The sequence below is a fragment of the Achromobacter sp. RTa genome, assembly GCF_000757485.1.
Classification (GTDB): Bacteria; Pseudomonadota; Gammaproteobacteria; order Burkholderiales; family Burkholderiaceae_B; genus Achromobacter.
On record NZ_JPYO01000043.1, the window covers coordinates 203,829 to 224,588 of the forward strand.

Here is a 20,760-nt window from a genome sequence, read left to right on the forward strand (position 1 = left end):
AGCGGCGGAATCCGACATGATCATGACAACGACGGTAGAGTTCGGCGACGGCGACAAGGGCTTTTCGGCGTCGAACCGTTTCCAGGAAGTGAAGACGGCGGCGTACGAGCACCTGCTTTCCCGGATCGAGGAACTGGGCGCAGAGTTCGGCCGGTGGGCACGTTCCGCGATCCAGGAGTTCGTGGACATCGAGGTCGCGAGTTTCGTGCGGCTGCGAAGGGTGCCGATCAACGAAGGGGAGATGCGGCAGATCGCCGAGGCCCTGACCAAGGAGCTCGCGGGCTTGGGGCCGCTGGAGGATCTGTTGGAGGATCCGGCCGTGGAGGACATCCTCATCAACGGTTTTGACAATGTGTTCGTGTCGCGCCAGGGCGTGCTGGCCCGCGAAACCCTGCGGTTCACGGACAACCAGCACGTGCTGCGCATCGTGCGCCGCATCCTCGCGCCGATCGGCCGCCGCCTGGACGAATCCAGCCCCATGGTGGATGCGCGCCTGCCCGATGGCGGCCGCCTGAATGTCGTGATCGAGCCGCTGGCCGTCGACGGCCCCATGGTCTCGATCCGCAAGTTCCGCCAGGATCCGCTCAAGCCGGCCGACCTGCTGACCCTGGGCACCTTCGATGAAGAGATCTACCGTCTGCTGCACGAGGCGGTAAAGCACCGCTGCAACATCCTGGTGTCGGGCGGCACGAGTTCCGGCAAGACCTCGCTGCTGAACGCGCTGGCTTTTTTCATTCCCGAGGCGGAGCGCGTGGTGACGGTCGAAGACACCGCGGAGCTCTCGCTCAACCATCCGCACGTGGTGCGGCTGGAGTCCCGCCAGGGCGGCTTCGACGGCAGCGGCGCGGTCACCATCCGGGAGTTGATCCGCAACAGCCTGCGGATGCGGCCGGACCGGGTCGTGGTCGGGGAGGTGCGCGGAGCGGAAGTCATGGACATGTTGCAGGCGATGAACACGGGGCACGAAGGGTCGATGGCCACCATTCATGCGAACTCTCCGCGCGAGTGCCTGTACCGGATCGAGATGCTGGCGGGCTTTGCCGGCTTTCAGGGCAGCGAGGACAGCCTGCGCAGGCAGATCGCCAGCGCGCTGGATTTCATCGTGCAGATCGGGCGGCTGTCCAACGGCAAGCGTCGCGTGCTGTCTGTGACCGAGGTCACGGGCATGGGCGACAACGTGATTTCCACGCAGGAGCTCTATCGCCACGAGACGTTCATGGCGCCCGAAGGAGAGGAAAAAGACCATTGGAAGTGGCTGGGCATCCACCCTCACTCGCCCAAGCTCGCCAGGATGCGCAACGAGGCTCGCGCCAGCGAGGCCGCGCCGGGCGATGCCGATGGCGGCGGTGGTGGGTTCTGGAGCCGGAGGCGCTGATGAGCCAAGCTCTTGCGCTCGCGGGTCTGGCGGCGGTGCTGGCCATCGGAGCCGTCCTGCTATGGCGCCATGCCAGCAAGGGAGCGCGCCGAGCGGCGAGCTCGGCCTTTCTTGATAACCAGCTTGGCCGGGGGCGCGAGGCGCGCGCCGGGAGCGAGCCGTTTGCAACCGGCGCGCGGGCGATGCGCAGCGGCTTTCTGGGCTGGGACCGTCTATTGCTGTTGGCCGGCGTGCGCCAAAGCGCGGGGCTTTACGTGCGTCTCGCGTTGCCTCCCCTGGGCTGCGCGACATTGGCGTGGCTATTGCTGGGAAGCATGTCCGGCGCGGTGACTCTCGTGCTGACGGCCGTGCTGGAATATTTCCTGCTGTGGCTGCGGGCAGACAAGCGCCGGCGCAGGATGATCTCGCAGCTGCCCGCGTTCCTGGACAACATCGTTCGTCTCGTCACCATCGGCAACAGCATGGGCTCGGCGTTCCAGACGGCTGCGGGCAACACCGACGAGCCTTTGCGCGAGGCGATGGAAACGGCCGCCAGCCTGAGCCGTTCGGCAAAGGAACTGGACGCCGCGCTCGCGCACGTATCCCGCCTGTATGGGCTGAAGGAGCTGTACATGATCTCTGCCGTCGTGTCGCTGGCGATGCGCTTCGGCGGGCGCAGCGACCAGGTGCTGGAGCGCATGGCCGCGTTCATGCGCGACGTGGCCCAGGCGCGCAACGAGCTGTCGGCAAGTTCTGCGGAAGTCCGCCTGTCGGCGTGGATCCTCGCGTTGCTGCCGGTGGGAATCGCGGGTTTCATCATCGTCGGGAACAACGATCTCTTCATGGGCTTGTGGCACGATCCCGCGGGCTTCAGGATGCTGGCGGCGGCCGTGGCCCTGCAGATCGGCGGCAGCTATTGGCTGTACCGCATGGCCAAATCCATTTAGCGGGGGGCGCATGATGGACATACTGCGATCCTGGAACGCATCCACAGTACTGGCGATGGCGCTGCTGCTCATCGCTGCGGGGATGCTGGTGCTGGGCATGGGCATTCTGCGGCGCCTGCGCGGGCAGAGCAGAAGCCTACGGATCGTGGACCAGGCCCTGGCCGCGCGCCAGATGGGAGGCGCTGCTGCGGCACCGCTGTCAGCCGAGGATGGGCAGGGCAGGTTCGCGGCGGCCGCGCGCGCGGCCGATTCCTTCGGCAAGCGGCTGAGCGAGGGCCGGCTGGCCGACACCTTGCTGGCCGCCGAAGATCGCAAGCTGGTGGACATGGCGGGCTACGCCGACGCGGGCGTCGCAAGATCACGCTTCGCCGCCCTCCGTTTCGGCCTGGCCCTTTTGCTGCCGGTCGTTGCCGTCGCGGCGGGCCTGCGCTACCGCTATGTCGACTCCTGGGTGGGAACGTTCGTCGCGGTCTTCTTCGGATTCGCCGTCGGCTACCTGTTGCCGAAGTGGATCGTGCGCCGCCGGGTGGCGCGCCGCCGCCGCATGGCGGCCGATGAATTGCCATTGCTTATCGACCTGCTGCGCCTGCTGCAGGGCGTGGGGCTGTCCATCGACCAGAGCATCCAGGTGCTGGTGACGGAGTTCGGCCAGGTCCTGCCGGTGCTGTCGCAGGAACTGCGTCTGGCCTCCGAGCTCTATGTGCGCGGCCGCACGCGCGAACAATCGCTGGCCAGGCTCGCGACGGGCTTCGACAACGATGATCTCTCGGCGATCTGTCGTCTGATCGCGCAAGTCGACCAGCACGGCGGCGCGGTGCAGGAACCCCTGAACCGCTTCGGCGAGCGGCTGCGCGAATCGCGGCGGCTGGAACTGAAAGAGAAGGTGGGCAAGACCACGGTCAAGATGACGGGCGTCATGATCGTGACCTTGTTGCCCGCGCTGCTGATCATCACCGGCGGCGCAGGATTCATCGCGGTGATACGCGCGTTGTCGCGCATGGGGGGAACATGATGGCGGGCGCAATGGAAAGGCGGCAGGGCGCGTTGCGCTGGGCTCTCGCGGCAGCTTCGGCGTCTGCGCTCGCGGGCTTGGCCGGATGCAAGACGAATGGCGCGGAGTCTGCGTGGCAGCTCATCCAGCAACAGCAGCAGGAACAGGCGCTGGCGCGTCAGAAAGAGGACGAGGCCCAGGGCCGCAACCGCGCCCGCGAACCGGACATGATGCTGTCGATGATCGCCGAGGCGCAGCGGCAGGAGCGCTATTTCGCATCGCTGGCCTACATCGACGCCTACCAGCAGAAGTTCGGCAGCGATAGCCGCGTGGCCGTCATGCGCGCGGACGCCTTGCGCCAGACGGGGCAGACGGCGTCGAGCGAGCAGGCCTACCGCGCGCTCACTCACGGGGACCAGGCGGCGGAGGGATGGCACGGCCTGGGCCTGATCGCGGGCGGCCGGGGGCAGTTCGACCAGGCGGCCGACGACTTCGCGAAAGCGGCGAGGCTGGCGCCGATGAACGCGCGGATCCTCGGCGACCTGGGCTACGCGAGGCTGCGGGCCGGCGATTTGAACGGCGCGCGCGTGCCGCTCGGACAGGCCGCGGAACTGGCGCCCGAGAATGGCAGGGTCCTGGCCAACATGGCGGTTCTGCTGCTGGTGGAGGGCGATCCGGCCAAGGCGCGGCGCCTCATGGACCAGGCGTTGCTGGGCGAGGAGGCGCGTGCGCAGGTATTGCGGCTGGCCTCCGAAATCCGCGGCCAGATTGCGCCCGCGCCGCCTCCTGCCGGCATGCTGCCCGCCACCCGCGTATCGGATGGCGCCGGTTCCGTCATGCCGATGATGAGCCCCTTGATGGAGGGCCTGGGCAACGGGCCCATCGTACGCTGACTTCGTGTTCAGGAAATCTTCCATGTCCCTCACGCGCTTCTTCGCCTCGTTTTCCCTGGCCGCGGCATTCGCCGGGCTGGCGGCTCCCGCCAGCCACGCCCAATCCAACGCGCCGTTGACCGGCGGCATGTCGGGCGGCAATGCCGCGCCGACGGCGCCTGCGCCTGCTCCGACCGCGTTGCCGGAGCGGCCCGTGGTGCAGCAGGTATCCACGCCGATGCCCGCGGAGGCGCCGGCCGCGCCGCAGGCATCCCAGGCTGCGGCGCCGGAGGGCTTCGGCGACGTGACGCGGGGCCTGTTGGCCGCGCAGGCCGATGGCCGCAGGGCGGGCGGCGCGCTGCCCATCCTCGGTCCCGTGTCCACCGCAGCGTGGAACCGCTACCTGGACAGCTTCAAGCATCCCATTCCTGAATGGATGCAGAAGCGCGTCGAAACCAAGAACACCCGCTGACGCCGGATCGATTCGAGCCGCCACTATGCCCGCTTTTTTCCTGCCTCCCGCTTCGTTGCCGCGCCAGCGCGGCAGCGTTACCGTGGCCGTCGTGTTCGCAGTGCTGGTGGGGCTGGTGCTGCTGGGCGCGGCGCAGCTGGCGTACAGCTTCTATATGAAGCGCGAGATGCAGAAGGGCGCAGACCTCGCCGCGCTATCGGCGGTCCAGGTGCTGGGCATGGGAGGCGCCGCGGACTGTGCGCGGGCCGTTACCGCGGGCCGCGTGTCGGCGCTGCGCAATATCCCTGATCTCGTCGATACCTTCGAGGATGCAGACGTCGCCGTAGAGTGCAAGGTCTGGGATTCCAGCCGCAGCGACGCGTCGGGCATGCACGTATTCGACGCGGCCGGCGGCGAGGCGTTCAATGCCGTGCGCGTGACCGTGCGCAAGCAATTGAGCAGCATCATTCCAAGGTTCGGGGGCGAGAGCGGCGGCTCCATGGTCTCGACCACCGCCGTGGCCGCCAATACGAAGCCCGTCGCGGCCTTCTCGGTGGGAAGCCGCCTGCTGCGCCTGGAGCGCGGCGGCCTGCTGTCCCGGTTGCTGGCCACGGTGGGCGCTTCGCCGGGGCAGCTGGACGTGCTGGACGCGGCCGGGCTGGCCAGCGTCGACATTACTCCGGCAGGGCTGCTGCGGGCATTGGGCCTGCCGCTGTCGGTCGCCTCCGGCATCGGCACGCCCGAACAGCTGGCCGCCATCGAGAACCTGACCTTGGGCCAGTTGCTCAACGCCACGCTGAGCATCCTGGACGGCATGGGCACCGCCAGCGCCGACGTAGGGCTGCTGACGAACGCCATCAATACCGCGCTGGAGGTAATGCCGCTGAACCTGCCCGTCAAGCTATTCGGCGATGGCGGCGTGCTGGATCTGTCGGTCGAAGGCGCGGGCGCCAATTCCGCCCTGCAGGCCAACGTCAATGCCCGCAACATCCTGGAGACGGCACTGGTGGTCGCCAATGGTGAAAACCTGATCGACCTGGGACTGAATGCGCCGCTGCTGGGCATAGACGCGCGGGTGCGCGTCGTCGAACCGCCCTCCGTGGCCATCGGCGGCGTGGGCACGCAGGCGACCAGCGCCGGAATCCGCGTATACCTGCGCGTCACGACCGCGAATATCCCGTTGGTGGGCCCGTTGCTGGCCAATACCCTGAACACGGTGGTTGACCTGCCCATCATCATCGACGTGGGGCAGTCCACAGGCACTCTCGCCAAGCTCTGCGCAGCACCGCTGACGGAGGCGCAAGCCACCATCGACGTGACTTCGTCCGTGGCGAGTGTGTGCCTGGGCCGGTTCCAGGGCATGGAATCCGCCACGGACAAGATCCAGGACAATTTTCTTTCGGTGAGCAACCGCTGCGAGCCCGGGGCGTTCGATGCCGTGCAGCGCTTTCAGGTGCTGAATGTGCTGGGCATCCTGCCGCTGAACGCCAGGGCCACGTTGCCGGCCTTCGAGTCGCCGGAGCCGGTCCCCGTCACCTTGACGGAGCCGCCGTCGCCGCAGGCCACGGCCACGGTGAACGCCTCGTCGATCGACCTGGCCGGACTTGCGTCCAACCTGTCGGACGCGCTCGTCGCCGGCATCCTGGGCGACCTGACGAACAACGGCACGCCACTGACCGACGAGCAGCGCAAGTCCCTCGCCAAGGACCTGGTGGGCGGCGGAGGGTCGGATCCGGGCAAATCCGTGTCGGAGGTGTTCCAGAACCTGAAGTGGTCCAAGAACGCGATGGACCAGCTCGGGCAGCGCATGTCGACCGGCGGCCTGGCGGGCGTGCTGGGCGGGACCCTGCAAGTGGTGGGTAATGCGCTGACCACTTTGCTCGTCGCGCCGGTCAACGATCTGGTATGCGGCGTGGGCGGGATATTCGGCCCGGGCGCGATCCGGCAGTGCCGCATCGACTCCGTGGCCGCGCTGGCGTTGAACGACGGCGGGCAATTGGGCGGTGTCCTGTCGATAGTCATTTCGCTGCTGTCGCCCTTGCTGGACATGCTGTCCGGCGTGCTGCAGCAATTGCTCAACCTGTTGGGCCTGAGCCTGGGCCAGACCGACGTTTCCCTGATCTCAGTGGATTGCGGCCGGCCCCGCCTGGTGTACTGATGATGAATGCCAAGACCTTTGCCTTTTCCTTGTCCGCATGGTCCATGCCATGAGCCGGAAATTAACTCGCGACGAATTCGACCTGTACGTATGGGAAGGCACGTCCGATATCGCCAGCCGGGCGGAGCGCTGTCTGGCAGGCATGGACGTCTCGCTGTTGCGCGCGGACGCCGGCACGGCATTCCCGCCGCCACGCGATCCGGGGCGGCCCGCCGTGGCTCTGGTGTCCGTTACCGTCATGGGCGACACGCGCTTCAGCGGCTACGACTGGCTCGCAGCGCAGGGGCTGCCCATCATCTGGGTGGCGTCCGAGGCGCGCGGGCGCGATCCGCGCTATTACCCGCCCGAATATTCCTACACCCTGCCCCTATCGTTTACGGCCTCGGACCTGCGCAAGCTGCTGCTCGAGCTGATGGGCACTCTGGACCACCTCAAGCGCGAAGCGCCCAGGCGCGAGCAGCCGCTCGTCGCCGTGTCCGAGCCGATGCGCAACCTGCTGGCCGAGGCCGACCTGTTCGCGGATTGCCGCAGCAACGTGCTGATCCATGGTGAGACCGGCGTGGGCAAGGAGCGCGTCGCGCGCTTGCTGCACGAGCGCGCGGCCTGGGCGGACGGGCCGTTCGTAGCAGTCAATTGCGGCGCCATTCCCGAAGGCCTGTTCGAGGCGCATTTCTTCGGCCACGCCAAAGGCGCGTTCACCGGCGCCGTCGGCGCGCACAAGGGCTACTTCGAGCAGGCCAATGGCGGCACGCTGTTCCTGGACGAGATCGGCGACCTGCCGCTCTATCAGCAGGTGAAATTGCTGCGGGTACTTGAGCAGAGCGCCGTGACGCGGCTGGGCTCGACGGTGGAGGTGCCGGTGGATTTCCGGCTGGTCGCCGCCACCAACAAGGATCTGCGAGCGCTGGTGGGACAGGAGGAGTTCCGGCCTGACCTGTACTACCGGCTGGCGGTCATAGAGTTGCGCATTCCCAACCTGGAGGAGCGCGGCGGCGCCGAGAAGGCCGCGATCTTCCGAGCCTTGCTGGAGCGGCTGGGCGGCGAGGACGAGCCGCCGGCGTGGTTGCTGGACCGGGTGTCGCGCACGCGCTTCGCCGGCAACGTTCGCGAACTGTCCAATGTGGCGGAGCGGGTGGCGATCGTGAGGCGGCAAATGAAATCCTGGGACCCGCCGCGCATCGAGCGGATATTCGACCAGCTTGCCGCGCCGATCGCCGGACGGGCCTTCGGCGCGGGCGTCTCGCCGTGCGAACAACCCGTATTCACCGACGCGGAGCGCGCCGAGCGCGCCCGCATCCTGGCCGCGCTGGACGTCAATGGCTGGCGGCGGCAGGACACCGCCAATACGCTTGGCATCAGCCGCAAGGTGCTGTGGGAAAAGATGCGCAAGCTGAATCTCGGAGCGGGGCAGGGCGAAGCCGCGGAAGGCATCGTGGAGGCTTCGTGAGCGCGCAATAGGGAATGCCTCTTTGGGGCGACGATCGGGCTCGCGGCGGAGGCAGGCATATCCGCTCCGGGCGAAATAAATTGCTATAGTTTCGCAACAATTTTTTTGGGGTAGGCATGAACGTCCACTTTATTCGTGGCGCCGCACGCATGGCGCTGTTGGGCTCCGCCTTGTCCGGCCTTGCTGCTTGCGCGGTCGCGCAGCCCGAGGCGCCGCGGCCCACGGTCCAGCAAGTGGAAGACAAGCAAGCGGAGTCCACGCCCGTGACGCCGCCCGCGGCAGCGCCGGCGCCCATCGCGCGGCCGTCCTCCACAGTGTCCGAATTGCAGGGCCTGATCCAGAACCGGCAGGTCTCGGAGCTGCGCACGGCCTACAACGGCACCTATGGCGCCAGCCTGCTGTTCAAACCCGACGAGCTGACATACTACGTCGCCTTGTTCCAGCAAAAGGATTTCTGGCGCGTGTTGAAGACGAAGTCGGAAAAGCAGGCGGAGGCGACCTACCGCGCCTTCGCCAGCCAGTCGGCCGAGCTGGCCGAAGTGGACATCAAGCGGATCAAGCTGCAGGCGGAATACGCGCACGCAGAAAAACAGCTGGCCAGCCGCAGCGCCGAATTGAGCGCCTTGCAGGCGGATCGCGCCTTGCGGCTGCAGCAGGAAGAACAGGTGGCGGCGCGCCAGGAACAGTCGCGCCGGGAAGCCACGGCGCTGGCCGATCAGGGCAAGGACGTGCGCCAGCAGCTGCGTGATATGCAGCGCCAGATCGACGTCTTGCAGGCGCAACAGGCGCAGGTGGAGAACACGCCGGTCCAGAAGCGCGCAAAGTAAGGGGGCAAAACCGCCAGCCTGGGGCGCTTTCTTGTATTCTGGCTGTTGCACCCCATATAAATGCCATGGCACTGAAAGTTTTCGACCTCCAGTGCGAACACAGCCACATTTTCGAAGGCTGGTTCGGTTCGCACGAAGATTACGACGCGCAGCAGGCGCGTGGCCTCGTCACGTGCCCCGTGTGCGGCTCGGCCACCATCACCAAGCGCCTGTCGGCGCCGCGCCTGAACGTCGCTCACCTGCACGCGCCGGCCGCCCAGCCCGCCGTGCCGGCCCATGCCACCGAGGCGGAGAAGATGGCGGCGGTGCAGGCTGTCGTCATGCGCCAGGTCCGCGCCCTGCTGCGCAACACCGAAAACGTCGGGCCGCGCTTCGCCGAAGAGGCGCGCCGCATCCACGAAGGCGACGCCGACGACCGTCCGATCCGCGGCACGGCCACCCCCGAAGAACGCGCCTCGCTGGCCGAGGACGGCATCGACGTCATGGCAGTGCCGGATTTCCTGGACGACGAACGCCTGCAGTAGGGTGGGCCCCCACGCCGCACACGCTGCGCGTGTTTGCTGCCCCCCGAGGGGGCTGCGCCGCCTTGGGGCGGCAAGGGTGAGCCCCCACGCCGCACACGCTGCGCGTGTTTGCTGCCCCCGGGGGGGCTGCGCCGCCTTGGGGCGGCCCGGCGGCGGCGCGGCGATTCTAGCGAAGGGTGTTAAATAGGCGATCTATTTTGAGAGCCCGGCATCGAGCGTACATTTCCCACACCCCAGGTCCCCGCGGCGCACGGCGTCTAAAGAGCCGGCAACGCCCTCGCGCGAAAACCAAGAGCTGGGGCGCAAGGCGAAAAAAAACCAGACCCGAGAGTCTGGTTTTTTTGAAACCGATGCCGATCAGTTGTTGACGCGGCTGCGGTATTCGTTCGTGCGGGTGTCGATTTCGATCTTGTCGCCGATGGCGCAGAACAGCGGCACGTTCAGTTCGTAGCCGGTGTTGATCTTGGCCGGCTTCGTCACCTTGCCCGAGGTATCGCCACGCACGGCGGGTTCGGTGTAGGTGATTTCGCGGACGATGGTCGTGGGCAGTTCCACCGAGATGGCGCGGCCGTCGTAGAAGACCACTTCCACGGGCATCGCTTCTTCCAGGTAGTTCAGGGCGTCGCCCATGCTGTCGGCTTCGATTTCGTACTGGTTGTACTCTTCGTCCATGAAGACGTACATCGGGTCGCCGAAGTAGGAGTAGGTGCACTCCTTGCGGTCGAGCTGGACGACTTCGAACTTTTCGTCGGCCTTGTAGACCGATTCGCTGGCGGCGCCGGTCAGCAGGTTCTTGAACTTCAGCTTGACGACGGCGGCGTTGCGGCCGGACTTGTTGTATTCGGCCTTCTGGACCACGAGGGGATCCTTGCCGACCATGGCCACGTTGCCGACTCGCAATTCCTGAGCGGTTTTCATCGATAAAACTCCGGGGTGATAGGTGCACTCGCCGTGCTAGCAGAAAGCCGCGACGCATTGGCCGGAAATGGCCAGTGTTTTCGGCTTAGTGCACACCCCGGGAGGCGTCATGGTTTGAGGCCCGACAGAATACAGGGCGCTCGGAAAACTCTCTATTCTAACGTTTCTTGGCCAACTCTGCGCAGAAATCGGCCAGATTTTCGGCGAGATCGGGTCTGGCCGCCTGGCTAGCGTCCCATTCCAGGGCAGCGGCCGCCCAGGCATCCCAGGCCCCTGGAGCCAGGGCCGCGGCCAGCGCGCCGGCCGCCAGGCCGGTGCCGGGCTGGTTCCATGCCCGGATGAGGGCCTGGGCGGATTCCGGGGCCGGGTAGCGGGCCAGCCAGGCGTCCAGTTTTTCCAGGTGGACGTTTTCGTCCTGCGGATAGATCTGCCAGACCAGCGGGCGCGCAGCCCAGGCGGCGCGGACGAAAGAATCCTCGCCCCGCACGAAATTCAGGTCGCAGCACCAGAGCAGCCGGTCGAAATCGGGTTGCGCCACGAAGGGCAGCCGCGCCAGCAAAGGCGCGCCCGGGGCCGAGCAGGCGGCTTCCAGCCCGGGCGCGACGCCTTCGGGCGCCAGCAGCACGCTGGGGCGCGGATCGGCCGACAGGGCGGAAACCAGATCCGCCACGGGGGCGGACGGATAGCAAAAAAGGGACACCGTGCGGGCTCCGTCGCGGCGGCGCTGGAGCAATTCCCGCCCCACGCCCAGCGAGCGCAGGAAGGCGGCCTGGGCATCCGCCGATGCCTGCAGGGCGTCCCGTTCTGCCGACAGGCCGGGTTCGCGCAGCAGGCCGCCGGTGGCGGGGGTGAAGCCGGGAAAGAAGAAATGCTTGACCAGCCCGTCGGGCCGCTGCGACGGCAGGCCGTGGCAGCTTTCCACCCAGGGCTCGGCGCTGAGGTATTCCAGGTTGACCCACGCCGGGTGTTCGCGGCGCATGCTGTCCAGGAAGGTTTCGGGAGGGTCGCAGGCGAAGGCCTCGATCACCACGTCCCGGGCCGCCAGACCGGGATCCGGCGAGGCGGTCCAGTGCACGATGTGGATGCCGGCCAGCCGCTGGCTGGCCATGCCGGGAACGACGCCCGGCTGGATGCGGGCGAAGCTGGCCAGATCGTCGACCCACAGGCGCACATCCCAGCCGCGGCCATGCGCCAGGCGGCGGGCGAGACGCCAGCAGACACCTATGTCGCCGTAGTTGTCGACGACGCGGCAGAAGATGTCCGCTTGCATGGCGGCCTAGTGGAACTTGGCCGGCGAGGCTTCCGCGTCCTCGGGCAGTTCGGCGTGCACCAGTTCGCCCAGCGGGTTCGGGAAGTAGGGCGCGCCGCAGTCCTCGCAGTACTCGGGCGGCAGCACGCCGGGGATGCGGCGCACTTCCGTGACGCCGTATTCCTTCAGCAGCGCGGCGATCTCGTCGATGACATCGGGCTGGCCTTCGTCCGCGGGCAGGTCTTCCTCGCGGCCGTACAGCGGCCACACGCAGCCGTAGTAGACGTCGTTGCTGTTGCGCGCCGTGAAGCCGACGCGGTATTCGTCGACCCGGTTTTCGCCGCAGCCCGCCACCACCGCGCGCAACTGCGAGGCTTCGAGGCTGACGGCTCCCTCCAGCCAGCTGACCGCCGCGCGCAGCGACAGCGGTCGCACTCGCCGGTCCGCCTCGCGGTTGCTGACGTAATAGGCGTCGGGCAGCAGGGCTTCGAAGCCGCAGCCGGGCAGCAGGGTGGCCAGCGTGGGCTGGGCCTGGGCCGCCCATTGTTCCTGGCTGGCGTCGCGGCTGGCCTCGGCTTCGCCCAGCTGTTCCTGCCAGCGGAAGATCGGCTCGTTTTCGGGCACCGCCACGGCCGCCACGATGTAGCGGGTGTCGGCCAGCATGTTGGCCGTCTCGACTTCGGTATTTAGCGCGGGCTTGGTGGTTTCGGCGCCCAGCGCCTGCGTGCCCAGGCGCTGCAGCCATTGCCAGGTTTCGGAGAAGGTGCGGGGCATCTGGTCCACGCTGACCAGGACCGGCATCAGCGCGCTGCGGGCCTTGCTGGACAGGACGTGCCCGTGCAGCTGCGCCAGCAGGGCCTGCTGCGCGCTGGCGGAAATCGGGCCGGTGGGGATGGCGTAGCGCGTCCAGGCGACGATGGGCGCCACGATCAGCAGGACGTCGTGGCGGACACCGTTCTTTTCGATCTTCATCGATTCGGACAGGGTTTCCGCCTGTTCGATCAAGACTTCGTAAGCGCCCACGTCGCTTTGCGCAAGATGGTCCAGGGCCGCCTCGAGAGGCGCGTCCTGCCCTGCCTTGAGCAGCTTGGGGATCGCTTCGCCAAGCTGGGTCTCCCAGAACACGTCTTCCAGGCGGCTGCCCGAGCGGTTGAGCGCCTGGGCCAGCGCGACCAGCCGGGAGGCGTCGCGGGTCATGCGGGGAGCGGATTGGCTGCGGGATCGGGCCATAACTTCGGAGAACGTCCAGAAAGTGTGCAACGCGATAGTTTAACGCCCGCCGGGCAGGCCGTAGCGGCCGGGCGCCGGCTCGCGCGCCAGCCGGGCTTCAGGCCGGATTGATGCCGAAACAGCAACATATCATCCCCTTGTAAGTGGTTTATTGCTGAAGTGAAACGGCGGAAAATGCTTTCATCGACCCATTTCAGGAGGCCCCGCCATGCGCTGGCCCACGCTTTTCGTTTCCCACGGTTCCCCCATGCTGGCCGTCGAGCCGGGCCTGACAGGCCCGGCCCTGGCGGGCTGGAGCGCTGCGCAGGGCCGCAAGCCCAAGGGCGTGCTGGTGGTTTCGCCCCACTGGATGGGCGAGGGGCTGGCGCTGTCCACCCGGGACCGCCAGGTGGCCTGGCATGATTTTGGCGGCTTTCCGCAGGAGCTCTATGCCTTGCAGTACGGAGCGCCCGGCTCGCCCGCGCTCGCGTCCCGCGTGCAGGCGCTGCTTGCCGGGTCGGGAATCGCCGCCGAGCAGGATCCCCGCCGCCCGCTGGATCATGGCGCCTGGGTGCCGTTGCGCTACCTCTATCCGGAGGCGGACGTACCGGTGGTGCAGCTGTCGCTGGACATGGGGCGCGACGCCGCCGGGCAGCTGGCGCTGGGCCGCGCGCTCGCGCCGCTGCGCGACGAGGATATCCTGGTCATCGGCTCGGGCTCGCTGACCCACAACCTGCGCCATGTCCGCATGCCCCAGAATGCGCCCGCGCTGCCGTATGTGCCGGCTTTCCAGGATTGGTATGCCAGCAAGCTGGCGGCGCGCGATGTGCCCGCGTTGCTGGACTGGCAGGCCCAGGCGCCGGGCGCGGCGCAGGCGCACCCGCACGACGATCACCTGATGCCGCTCTACGTCGCCCTGGGGGCAGGCGGGCCGGTGGCCACCCGGCTGACGGACGAGGTTTCGTACGGGGCCCTGGCGATGGACGCGTATGTGTTTGATGAATGAGCGGGCGGCGCGCTGAGCGTGGTGTCAGGCACCCCGGGCGAGCGTCTCGTACGGGTGCCAGACACTGCGCGCAATCTCGCCATGCGGGCGAGCTGCGGAGCGCCGCCCGCCGCCGCAAGACGTCGCGCAAGCCCCAAAAGGCCGCCCTCGCGGCCCAGGCCCCTGCCGTGGCTCGCGGCCCGGGAAATGAACCTGTCAGACGCATATCAGGCCCCAGGGCGCGATCCAGGCAAAAAAAGCCCCGGAACCCAAGGCTCCGGGGCTTTCTTTCGGGCGAACCCGATCAGGCGGCCAGCAGCTGCCGCAGCACGAACGGCAGGATCCCGCCGTGCTGGTAGTAATCGACCTCGATCGGGGTGTCGATGCGCAGCAGCACCGTGACGTCCTGCTTGGAACCGTCCTTGCGGGTGATCGTCAGGGTGACGTCCTGCATGGGCTTGATGCCGTTTTCCAGGCCCGAGATGTCGTAGGTCTCTTCGCCCGTGATACCCAGCGACTGCACGCTGTCCGAGCCCTTGAACTGCAGGGGCAGCACGCCCATGCCCACCAGGTTGCTGCGGTGGATGCGTTCGAAGCTGCGGGTGATCACGGCCTTCACGCCCAGCAGCTGGGTGCCCTTGGCCGCCCAGTCGCGCGATGAGCCGGTGCCGTACTCTTCGCCGCCGAACACCACGGTGGGCGTGCCGGCCGAGACGTACTTCATGGCCGCGTCATAGATGGACATCTGTTCGCCGGTGGGCTGGAACAGGGTTTCGCCGCCCTCGAAGCGGCTGCCGTCGGGCAGGGCCGGGATCATGAGGTTCTTGATGCGCACGTTGGCGAAAGTGCCGCGCATCATGATCTCGTGGTTGCCGCGGCGCGAACCGTAGCTGTTGAAGTCGGCCTTCATGACGCCGTTTTCCTTCAGCCACTTGCCCGCGGGCGAGGTTTCCTTGATGGAGCCGGCCGGCGAGATGTGGTCGGTGGTGACGGAATCGCCGAACACGCCCAGCGCGCGGGCGCCCTTGACGGTGGGCATCGCCGCCGGCGTCATGCCGAAGCCCTCGAAGAAGGGCGGCTCGGCGATGTAGGTGGAGTCCGGCCAGTTGTAGGTGTCGCCCTTGACGCCCTTGATGTTCTCCCAGAGCTTGCCCGGGTTGCTCTTGACCTGGCCGTAGTTCGCCTCGAAGGCCTTGGGATCCAGGGCGTACTTCAGCAGCGACTCGACTTCCTCGGTGGTCGGCCAGATGTCGCCCAGCCACACGTCGCCGTTCTTGCCGCGGCCCACGGGTTCGGTCATCAGGTCGCGCGTGACGGTGCCGGCCAGGGCGTAGGCCACGACCAGGGGCGGCGAGGCCAGGAAGTTGGCCTTGATGTTCGGGTGGATGCGGGCCTCGAAGTTGCGGTTGCCCGACAGCACGGCCGAGCAGATCAGGTCATTGCTGGTGATGGCGTCGTTCAGGTCCGGGGTCAGGTCGCCGGCGTTGCCGATGCAGGTCGTGCAGCCATAGGCGGCGACGTCGAAGCCGAGCTTCTCCAGATAGGGCAGCAGGCCGGTCTTGGTCAGGTATTCGGTGACCACGCGGGATCCGGGGGCCAGCGAGGTCTTGATGTGCTTGGGCACGGTCAGGCCGGCTTCCACGGCCTTCTTGGCCAGCAGGCCGGCCGCCAGCAGCACGCTGGGGTTGGACGTGTTGGTGCAGGACGTGATGGCGGCGATCAGGATGTCGCCGTTCTTGACCTTGGTGCCGGCGCTGGTGGTGAAGGTTTGCTCCAGTTTTTCGGCCGGCTGGTTGAAGCCGTTCTCGGCGATCGGCTTGGAGTACAGGTCGATGAAGGTGTTCTTCACGTTGCCGATTTCGATGCGGTCCTGCGGACGCTTCGGGCCCGCCAGCGACGGCGCGACGGTGGACAGGTCCAGCGTCAGCAGCTTGGTGAAATTGATGTCGCGGGCCTTGGGCACGCCGAACATCTTCTGGGCCTTGAAATAGGCTTCGAAGGCGGCGATTTCCTCTTCGGTGCGGCCGGTGCCGCGGAAGTAGTCGATGGTGCGCTCGTCGACCGGGAAGAAGCCCATGGTGGCGCCGTATTCAGGCGCCATGTTGCCGATGGTGGCGCGTTCGGCCACGGACAGGCTGGCGGTGCCTTCGCCGCAGAATTCGACGAACTTGCCCACCACTTTTTCACGGCGCAGCATTTCGGTGATGGTCAGGACCAGGTCGGTGGCCGTGACGCCGCCGCGCAGCTTGCCCTTCAACTCCACCCCGACCACGTCGGGCGTGAGGAAGTAGACGGGCTGGCCCAACATGCCGGCTTCCGCCTCGATGCCGCCCACGCCCCAGCCCACCACGCCGATGCCGTTGATCATGGTGGTGTGGCTGTCGGTGCCCACCAGCGAGTCGGGGTAGTAGACGTTGTTTTTCTTGTCGTGGTGCACGCCGCGGGCCAGGTACTCCAGGTTCACCTGGTGAACGATGCCGAAGCCCGGAGGCACGACGCCGAAGGTGTCGAAGGCCTGCATGCCCCACTTCATGAACTGGTAGCGCTCCTGGTTGCGCTTGAATTCCAGCTTCATGTTCAGGTCCAGCGCGTTCTTGGTGCCGAAGTAGTCGATCATGACCGAGTGGTCCACCACCAGGTCCACCGGCACCAGGGGCTCGATGCTCTTGGGGCTCTTGCCCATCTTGTCGGCCACGGAGCGCATGGCGGCGATGTCGGCCAGGAGAGGCACGCCGGTGAAGTCCTGCAGCACCACCCGGGCGACCACAAAGGGAATCTCGTCTTCGCGGCGGGCGTTGGCCTGCCAGTTGGCCAGCTGCTTGACGTGTTCTTCGGTGACCTTCTTGCCGTCGCAGTTGCGCAGCACCGATTCCAGAACGATGCGGATCGAAACCGGGAGCCGCTGCACATCGATGCCTAGGGACTTGCCCAGCGCCGGCAGCGAATAGTACTGACAGGATTTATTGCCGATCTTGAAGTTCTTGAGGGTGTCTAGGGTGTTGTGCGGCATGATGGACTCCGTGGTTTTGCCCGGTTGAAGCCGGCATTTTCTGGCGTTTTCGCGCATTTGTCATTCTATGTGAGACTGGCGTCTGCGCGGCCGTATGTCTTATATCTTATATAAGACTTGGACGGGCGGTCAAAGTTCCCCTACTGCGATCAGGGGCGGGCGGCAGTCGGCCGGGCCGACTGTCCAAACCGATACTCTGGCCGAGGCGTGCGCGCGTCGCAAGCCTCTTTTATCAAGAAAGTCCTACGCGGATGTTGCGGCTGGCCTGGAGCCATGGCGCCGTCGATGGGTTGTGCGCGATTGCCGGCGGGGTCTTTCCCCGGGTCTTTCGCGCTACGTCCATCCTACGCAAGAAAATTCCGTAGCAGCACGGTCAGCTCGGTGCGCAGGAAATCCACCACCGCGCGCTGCGCGGTCGAGGGATAGGGATTGGGCGTGGTCAGGATGAACAGTTTGTCGCCCGGACCCATGGCCTGGTAGGCCGGCAGCACCGGCGTCAGCCGTCCCGTGGCGAGGTCTTCATGCACCACGTAGGCCGGCAGCAGCGCCACGCCCGCGCCGGCGCGCGCGGCCTGCGCCAGGAACGGGAAGTACTCGGACTGCAGGCGGGGGGCGAGCTTGGCCTCGTGCAACTGGTCCTTGCGGCGCAGGCGCAGCGTGACCTGGGGCCTGGGGTCGGGCGGGCCCAGGAAGTGCAGGCGGCCGAGATCGCGCGGATGGGCGGGCGGGCCGAACTGCTGCAGATACGAGGGGGCCGCGCACAGTACCCATTTGACCTCGCCGAGCGCGCGCGCCACGTAATCCTGCGGCGGCGTCGTCATGACCCGCAGCGCCACGTCTATTTCCGACGAAATCAGGTCGCTTACCCGGTTCGAGAACAGCACGCGTAGCGTCAGCGCAGGATGGCGCAGGGCGAAGCTCACCAGCAGCGGGCGCAATTGGTCCAGCTCCCCCAGCCCGGTGGGAATGCTCAGCCGGACATGGCCCGCGGGCTCGGAGCCGAGTTTCTGCAGGGCGTGGCGGGCGGATTTGACCTCGCGCGCCATGCGCGCGCCGTGTTCGTACAGCACCGAGCCTTGCTGCGTCAGCTCCAGCCGCCGGGTGCTGCGGCGGATGAGCTGGGCGCCGAAAGCGCGTTCCAGCTTCTGCAGGTTGCGGCTTACGTGCGAACGGGTCACTCCGTGCCGCACCGCCGCTTCGCTCAAGGTGCCTGCATCGACGATGGTGACGAACAGCTGTATCAGGTTGAGGTCCAGCGCGGGCGGGGCGGGCATGCGCGGTCCTATTGCTGACTGTGAGGAAACATAGTTTACGCAATATGCGGGATTGTCGCGGCCTGGCGGTGATTGATATTCTGGCCTCCACCAAACAGGAGACCAGGCCATGCCCCAAAACCAGTCCAGCGGGACCGCCCCGCAAACCATGTTCCGAGCCGATCTGTTCCATGGCCAGCGCATCCTCGTCACGGGCGGCGGCACCGGGCTGGGCTACGCGATGGCCGAACGGCTGGCCGCGCTGGGAGCTTCGCTGCACCTGTGGGGGCGCCGCGTCGCCGTGCTGGAAGAGGCCGCCGCCAGGCTGCGCGAGCGCTATGGCGCGGAGGTCCATGTCCAGGCGGTGGATATCCGCGATGCCCAGGCCGTGGACGCCGCCGTCGACGCCATCTGGGCCGGGCATGGCCCGCTGACCGGCCTGATCAACAACGCCGCGGGCAATTTCATCAGCCCCACCGAGAAGCTCTCGCCGCGCGGTTTCAACGCCATTGCCGATACGGTGTTCCGCGGCACTTTCTACACGACCCAGGCCGTGGGCAAGCGCTGGATCGCGCAGGGCAGGGGCGGGGCGGTGCTGTCCATCGTGGTGACCTGGGTCTGGACCGGTTCGCCCTTCGTGGTGCCCTCGGCCATGTCCAAGGCCGGCATAGACGCCATGACCAAGTCCCTGGCTATCGAATGGGGCCGCCACGGCATCCGCCTGAACGCCATCGCGCCGGGCGTGATCCCGACCGAAGGAGCCAGCGCGCGGCTGCGGCCGAAGGACACGGGCGCCGACGCCCAGACGCTGCAGAACCCGATGCGCCGGTTGGGCACCGGGCATGACATCGGCGAGCTGGCCGCCTTCCTGCTGAGCCCGGGCTACGACTGGATCAACGGCCAGACCATCGCGCTGGATGGCGGCGACTATCTGGCCAACGGCGCCTACTTCAAGCAGTACGCCGAATGGAGCGACGCAGACTGGGCCGCCGCGCGCCAGGCCATCGAAGCGCGTACCGCGCAGGACAAGGCGCAGCGCAGCACGGGGGCGGCATGACGGGCGGCACGATCCACGCGGGCGGCGAGCGCCTGTCGGGCGCGGCGCTGGCCGCGCGCGGCGAGCAGGTCGCCGCCGGCCTGGCGGCGATGGGCGTGCGGGAGGGCGACGTGATCGCCGTGCTGCTGCGCAACGGCCTGCCTTATCTGGAGATCATCCAGGCCTGCAAGCGGCTGGGCTGCTACTACTGCCCGATCAACTGGCATTTCACCGGCGCCGAAGTGGCGTTCCTCGTCGAAGACAGCGGCGCGCGCCTGCTAATCGCCCACGCCGACCTGTGGCTGCCGCTGCGCGATGCGCTGCCCGCGAGCCTGCCCGTGCTGCTGGCCGGCGCCGGCGCAGAGCGCGCCGGCCATGCGGACTACGACGCCTGGCGCGACCGCCAGCAGCCCTACGACGGTCCGCGCGTGGCGCCGCGCGGACACATGGCCTATACCTCCGGCACCACCGGCCGGCCCAAGGGCGTGGTGCGCGCGCCGTTCCCGCTGGAACACCTGGCGCGCCACCTGGAACAGGTCGAAGCCGTGGTGGAGGCGGCCTACGGCCTGCGAGCGGGAGCGCGCGCCTTGCTGCCCGCGCCGATCTACCACAGCGCGCCCAGCGTATTCGCGCAGGTGGCCCTGCGGGTCTGCGAGACCTTTGTACTGACCGACAGGTTCGACCCCGTGGAGGTCCTGCGCCTGATCGAGGCGCATCGCATCGATACGGTGTACCTGGTGCCCATCATGTACGTGCGCCTCTTGAAGCTGGACGCCGCCACGCGCGCCGCGCACGACCTGTCGTCGCTGCGCTTCGTGGCGTCGACCGGCGCGCCCTGCGCGCCGGAGATCAAGCGCGCCATGATCGAATGGCTGGGCCCCGTCATCCATGAAACCTATGCCTCGAGCGAGGCGGGCATGGTCACGGTCATCGATTCGCATGAGGCGCTCGCCCGCCCGGGCAGCGCCGGCCGGCCCATCGGCGGCGCGCAGGTCAGGATCTATGCCGAGGACGGAGCCCCCTGCGCGGTGGGCGAGGTGGGGCGGATCCACGTGCGCCAGCCCGCCTATGCGGACTTCACCTATCGCAACAACCCGCAGGCCCGCGCCGACGTGGAGAAGGACGGGCTCATCGGCCTGGGCGACCTGGGCTATCTGGACGCGGACGGCTATCTGTACGTGTGCGACCGCGAATCGGACCTGGTGATCTCGGGCGGGGTGAATATCTATCCCGCCGAGGTCGAGCATCAGCTGATGCAGTATCCCGGCGTGGCGGATTGCGCGGTGTTCGGCGTGCCCGACGACGAATACGGCGAGCGGCTGATGGCGCTGGTGCAGCCTGCGGCGGACGCTTCGCCCGAGCCCGAGGCGCTGACGCAATGGCTGGCGCAAAGGATCGCGCGCTACAAGGTGCCGCGCGAACTGCAACTGCGCGCCGAACTGCCGCGCGACGACAACGGCAAGATCGCCAAGCGCAGGCTGCGCGCCGAATTCTGGGCGGGCAGGCAGCGCCAGGTATAGCAGGGCGGC

17 protein-coding genes are annotated in these 20,760 nt (G+C 67.4%); 12 read left to right on the forward strand and 5 right to left on the reverse strand.

The annotated features are described in order from the left end of the window. The first annotated feature begins 16 nt into the window (after positions 1-16). From JL37_RS23900 to JL37_RS23940, 9 genes are all read left to right on the forward strand, one after another. Positions 17-1,375, forward strand: coding sequence for a CpaF family protein (locus tag JL37_RS23900; protein ID WP_043547438.1), 1,359 nt, complete (start codon positions 17-19; stop codon positions 1,373-1,375). Further along, positions 1,375-2,301, forward strand: a complete 927-nt coding sequence (locus JL37_RS23905) for a type II secretion system F family protein (RefSeq protein ID WP_043547439.1) — start codon at positions 1,375-1,377, stop codon at positions 2,299-2,301. Before JL37_RS23900 ends, JL37_RS23905 begins: the two co-directional genes overlap by 1 nt. Before the next feature lie 10 nt (positions 2,302-2,311). After that, positions 2,312-3,313 (forward strand): type II secretion system F family protein, encoded by a 1,002-nt coding sequence (locus tag JL37_RS23910; RefSeq protein WP_043547440.1) that lies wholly within the window; start codon positions 2,312-2,314, stop codon positions 3,311-3,313. Positions 3,314-3,324: 11 nt separating this feature from the next. Next, entirely contained in the window at positions 3,325-4,185 is an 861-nt protein-coding gene (locus tag JL37_RS23915; RefSeq protein WP_043547540.1) for a tetratricopeptide repeat protein, read from the forward strand. Between the two features lie 22 nt (positions 4,186-4,207). Further along, complete coding sequence (locus JL37_RS23920) at positions 4,208-4,636, forward strand: DUF3613 domain-containing protein (protein WP_043547441.1); 429 nt, start codon at positions 4,208-4,210, stop codon at positions 4,634-4,636. A gap of 25 nt (positions 4,637-4,661) precedes the next feature. Continuing rightward, positions 4,662-6,773, forward strand: coding sequence for a TadG family pilus assembly protein (locus JL37_RS23925; protein WP_043547442.1), 2,112 nt, complete (start codon positions 4,662-4,664; stop codon positions 6,771-6,773). A gap of 49 nt (positions 6,774-6,822) precedes the next feature. After that, a complete protein-coding gene (locus JL37_RS23930) occupies positions 6,823-8,220 on the forward strand; it encodes a sigma 54-interacting transcriptional regulator (RefSeq protein WP_043547541.1) in 1,398 nt (465 codons plus the stop codon). Between the two features lie 116 nt (positions 8,221-8,336). Beyond that, positions 8,337-9,047, forward strand: a complete 711-nt coding sequence (locus tag JL37_RS23935; protein ID WP_043547443.1) for a DUF2968 domain-containing protein — start codon at positions 8,337-8,339, stop codon at positions 9,045-9,047. 65 nt (positions 9,048-9,112) lie between these two features. Beyond that, complete coding sequence (locus JL37_RS23940) at positions 9,113-9,571, forward strand: DUF1178 family protein (protein ID WP_043547444.1); 459 nt, start codon at positions 9,113-9,115, stop codon at positions 9,569-9,571. A gap of 357 nt (positions 9,572-9,928) precedes the next feature. On the opposite strand, the gene efp is transcribed toward JL37_RS23940, so the two are convergent. The 3 genes from efp to JL37_RS23955 form a co-directional block, all read right to left on the reverse strand. Beyond that, positions 9,929-10,489 carry an elongation factor P gene (gene efp / locus JL37_RS23945; protein WP_043547446.1) on the reverse strand — a complete coding sequence of 187 codons (561 nt, stop codon included), beginning with the start codon at positions 10,487-10,489 and terminating at the stop codon, positions 9,929-9,931. A gap of 157 nt (positions 10,490-10,646) precedes the next feature. Next, a complete protein-coding gene (gene earP, locus JL37_RS23950) occupies positions 10,647-11,759 on the reverse strand; it encodes an elongation factor P maturation arginine rhamnosyltransferase EarP (protein ID WP_043547448.1) in 1,113 nt (370 codons plus the stop codon). Between the two features lie 6 nt (positions 11,760-11,765). Beyond that, positions 11,766-12,968, reverse strand: a complete 1,203-nt coding sequence (locus JL37_RS23955) for a DUF2863 family protein (RefSeq protein WP_043547449.1) — start codon at positions 12,966-12,968, stop codon at positions 11,766-11,768. Between the two features lie 208 nt (positions 12,969-13,176). On the opposite strand from JL37_RS23955, the gene JL37_RS23960 reads away from it, so the two are divergent. Next, complete coding sequence (locus JL37_RS23960; RefSeq protein ID WP_043547450.1) at positions 13,177-13,953, forward strand: class III extradiol ring-cleavage dioxygenase; 777 nt, start codon at positions 13,177-13,179, stop codon at positions 13,951-13,953. Between the two features lie 283 nt (positions 13,954-14,236). Here the strand turns inward: JL37_RS23960 and acnA are convergent, their stop codons facing one another. After that, on the reverse strand, positions 14,237-16,942 hold the full coding sequence (gene acnA / locus JL37_RS23965; RefSeq protein ID WP_043547451.1) for an aconitate hydratase AcnA: 2,706 nt from the start codon (positions 16,940-16,942) through the stop codon (positions 14,237-14,239). Between the two features lie 344 nt (positions 16,943-17,286). After that, positions 17,287-18,216: a LysR family transcriptional regulator gene (locus tag JL37_RS23970; protein ID WP_081955188.1), complete on the reverse strand. Its 930-nt coding sequence runs from the start codon at positions 18,214-18,216 to the stop codon at positions 17,287-17,289. A 148-nt stretch (positions 18,217-18,364) separates the two neighbouring features. Here JL37_RS23970 and JL37_RS23975 point away from each other — a divergent pair, with 148 nt between their 5' ends. Both JL37_RS23975 and JL37_RS23980 read left to right on the forward strand, forming a co-directional pair. After that, the gene (locus JL37_RS23975; RefSeq protein WP_043547543.1) at positions 18,365-19,252 is read left to right on the forward strand and encodes an SDR family oxidoreductase; all 888 of its coding nucleotides are present in this window, start codon (positions 18,365-18,367) and stop codon (positions 19,250-19,252) included. Continuing rightward, positions 19,249-20,751, forward strand: a complete 1,503-nt coding sequence (locus tag JL37_RS23980; RefSeq protein WP_043547452.1) for an AMP-binding protein — start codon at positions 19,249-19,251, stop codon at positions 20,749-20,751. The genes JL37_RS23975 and JL37_RS23980 overlap by 4 nt, the downstream gene beginning before the upstream one ends. Positions 20,752-20,760: the final 9 nt, after the last annotated feature.

What these genes read in the sequence shown, in the direction of transcription:
- JL37_RS23900 (WP_043547438.1), top strand. Translation starts at nt 17, where the DNA reads ATGATCATGACAACGACGGTAGAGTTCGGCGACGGCGACAAGGGCTTT.
- JL37_RS23905 (WP_043547439.1), top strand. Translation starts at nt 1,375, where the DNA reads ATGAGCCAAGCTCTTGCGCTCGCGGGTCTGGCGGCGGTGCTGGCCATC.
- JL37_RS23910 (WP_043547440.1), top strand. Translation starts at nt 2,312, where the DNA reads ATGATGGACATACTGCGATCCTGGAACGCATCCACAGTACTGGCGATG.
- JL37_RS23915 (WP_043547540.1), top strand. Translation starts at nt 3,325, where the DNA reads ATGGAAAGGCGGCAGGGCGCGTTGCGCTGGGCTCTCGCGGCAGCTTCG.
- JL37_RS23920 (WP_043547441.1), top strand. Translation starts at nt 4,208, where the DNA reads ATGTCCCTCACGCGCTTCTTCGCCTCGTTTTCCCTGGCCGCGGCATTC.
- JL37_RS23925 (WP_043547442.1), top strand. Translation starts at nt 4,662, where the DNA reads ATGCCCGCTTTTTTCCTGCCTCCCGCTTCGTTGCCGCGCCAGCGCGGC.
- JL37_RS23930 (WP_043547541.1), top strand. Translation starts at nt 6,823, where the DNA reads ATGAGCCGGAAATTAACTCGCGACGAATTCGACCTGTACGTATGGGAA.
- JL37_RS23935 (WP_043547443.1), top strand. Translation starts at nt 8,337, where the DNA reads ATGAACGTCCACTTTATTCGTGGCGCCGCACGCATGGCGCTGTTGGGC.
- JL37_RS23940 (WP_043547444.1), top strand. Translation starts at nt 9,113, where the DNA reads ATGGCACTGAAAGTTTTCGACCTCCAGTGCGAACACAGCCACATTTTC.
- efp (WP_043547446.1), bottom strand. Translation starts at nt 10,489, where the DNA reads ATGAAAACCGCTCAGGAATTGCGAGTCGGCAACGTGGCCATGGTCGGC.
- earP (WP_043547448.1), bottom strand. Translation starts at nt 11,759, where the DNA reads ATGCAAGCGGACATCTTCTGCCGCGTCGTCGACAACTACGGCGACATA.
- JL37_RS23955 (WP_043547449.1), bottom strand. Translation starts at nt 12,968, where the DNA reads ATGGCCCGATCCCGCAGCCAATCCGCTCCCCGCATGACCCGCGACGCC.
- JL37_RS23960 (WP_043547450.1), top strand. Translation starts at nt 13,177, where the DNA reads ATGCGCTGGCCCACGCTTTTCGTTTCCCACGGTTCCCCCATGCTGGCC.
- acnA (WP_043547451.1), bottom strand. Translation starts at nt 16,942, where the DNA reads ATGCCGCACAACACCCTAGACACCCTCAAGAACTTCAAGATCGGCAAT.
- JL37_RS23970 (WP_081955188.1), bottom strand. Translation starts at nt 18,216, where the DNA reads ATGCCCGCCCCGCCCGCGCTGGACCTCAACCTGATACAGCTGTTCGTC.
- JL37_RS23975 (WP_043547543.1), top strand. Translation starts at nt 18,365, where the DNA reads ATGTTCCGAGCCGATCTGTTCCATGGCCAGCGCATCCTCGTCACGGGC.
- JL37_RS23980 (WP_043547452.1), top strand. Translation starts at nt 19,249, where the DNA reads ATGACGGGCGGCACGATCCACGCGGGCGGCGAGCGCCTGTCGGGCGCG.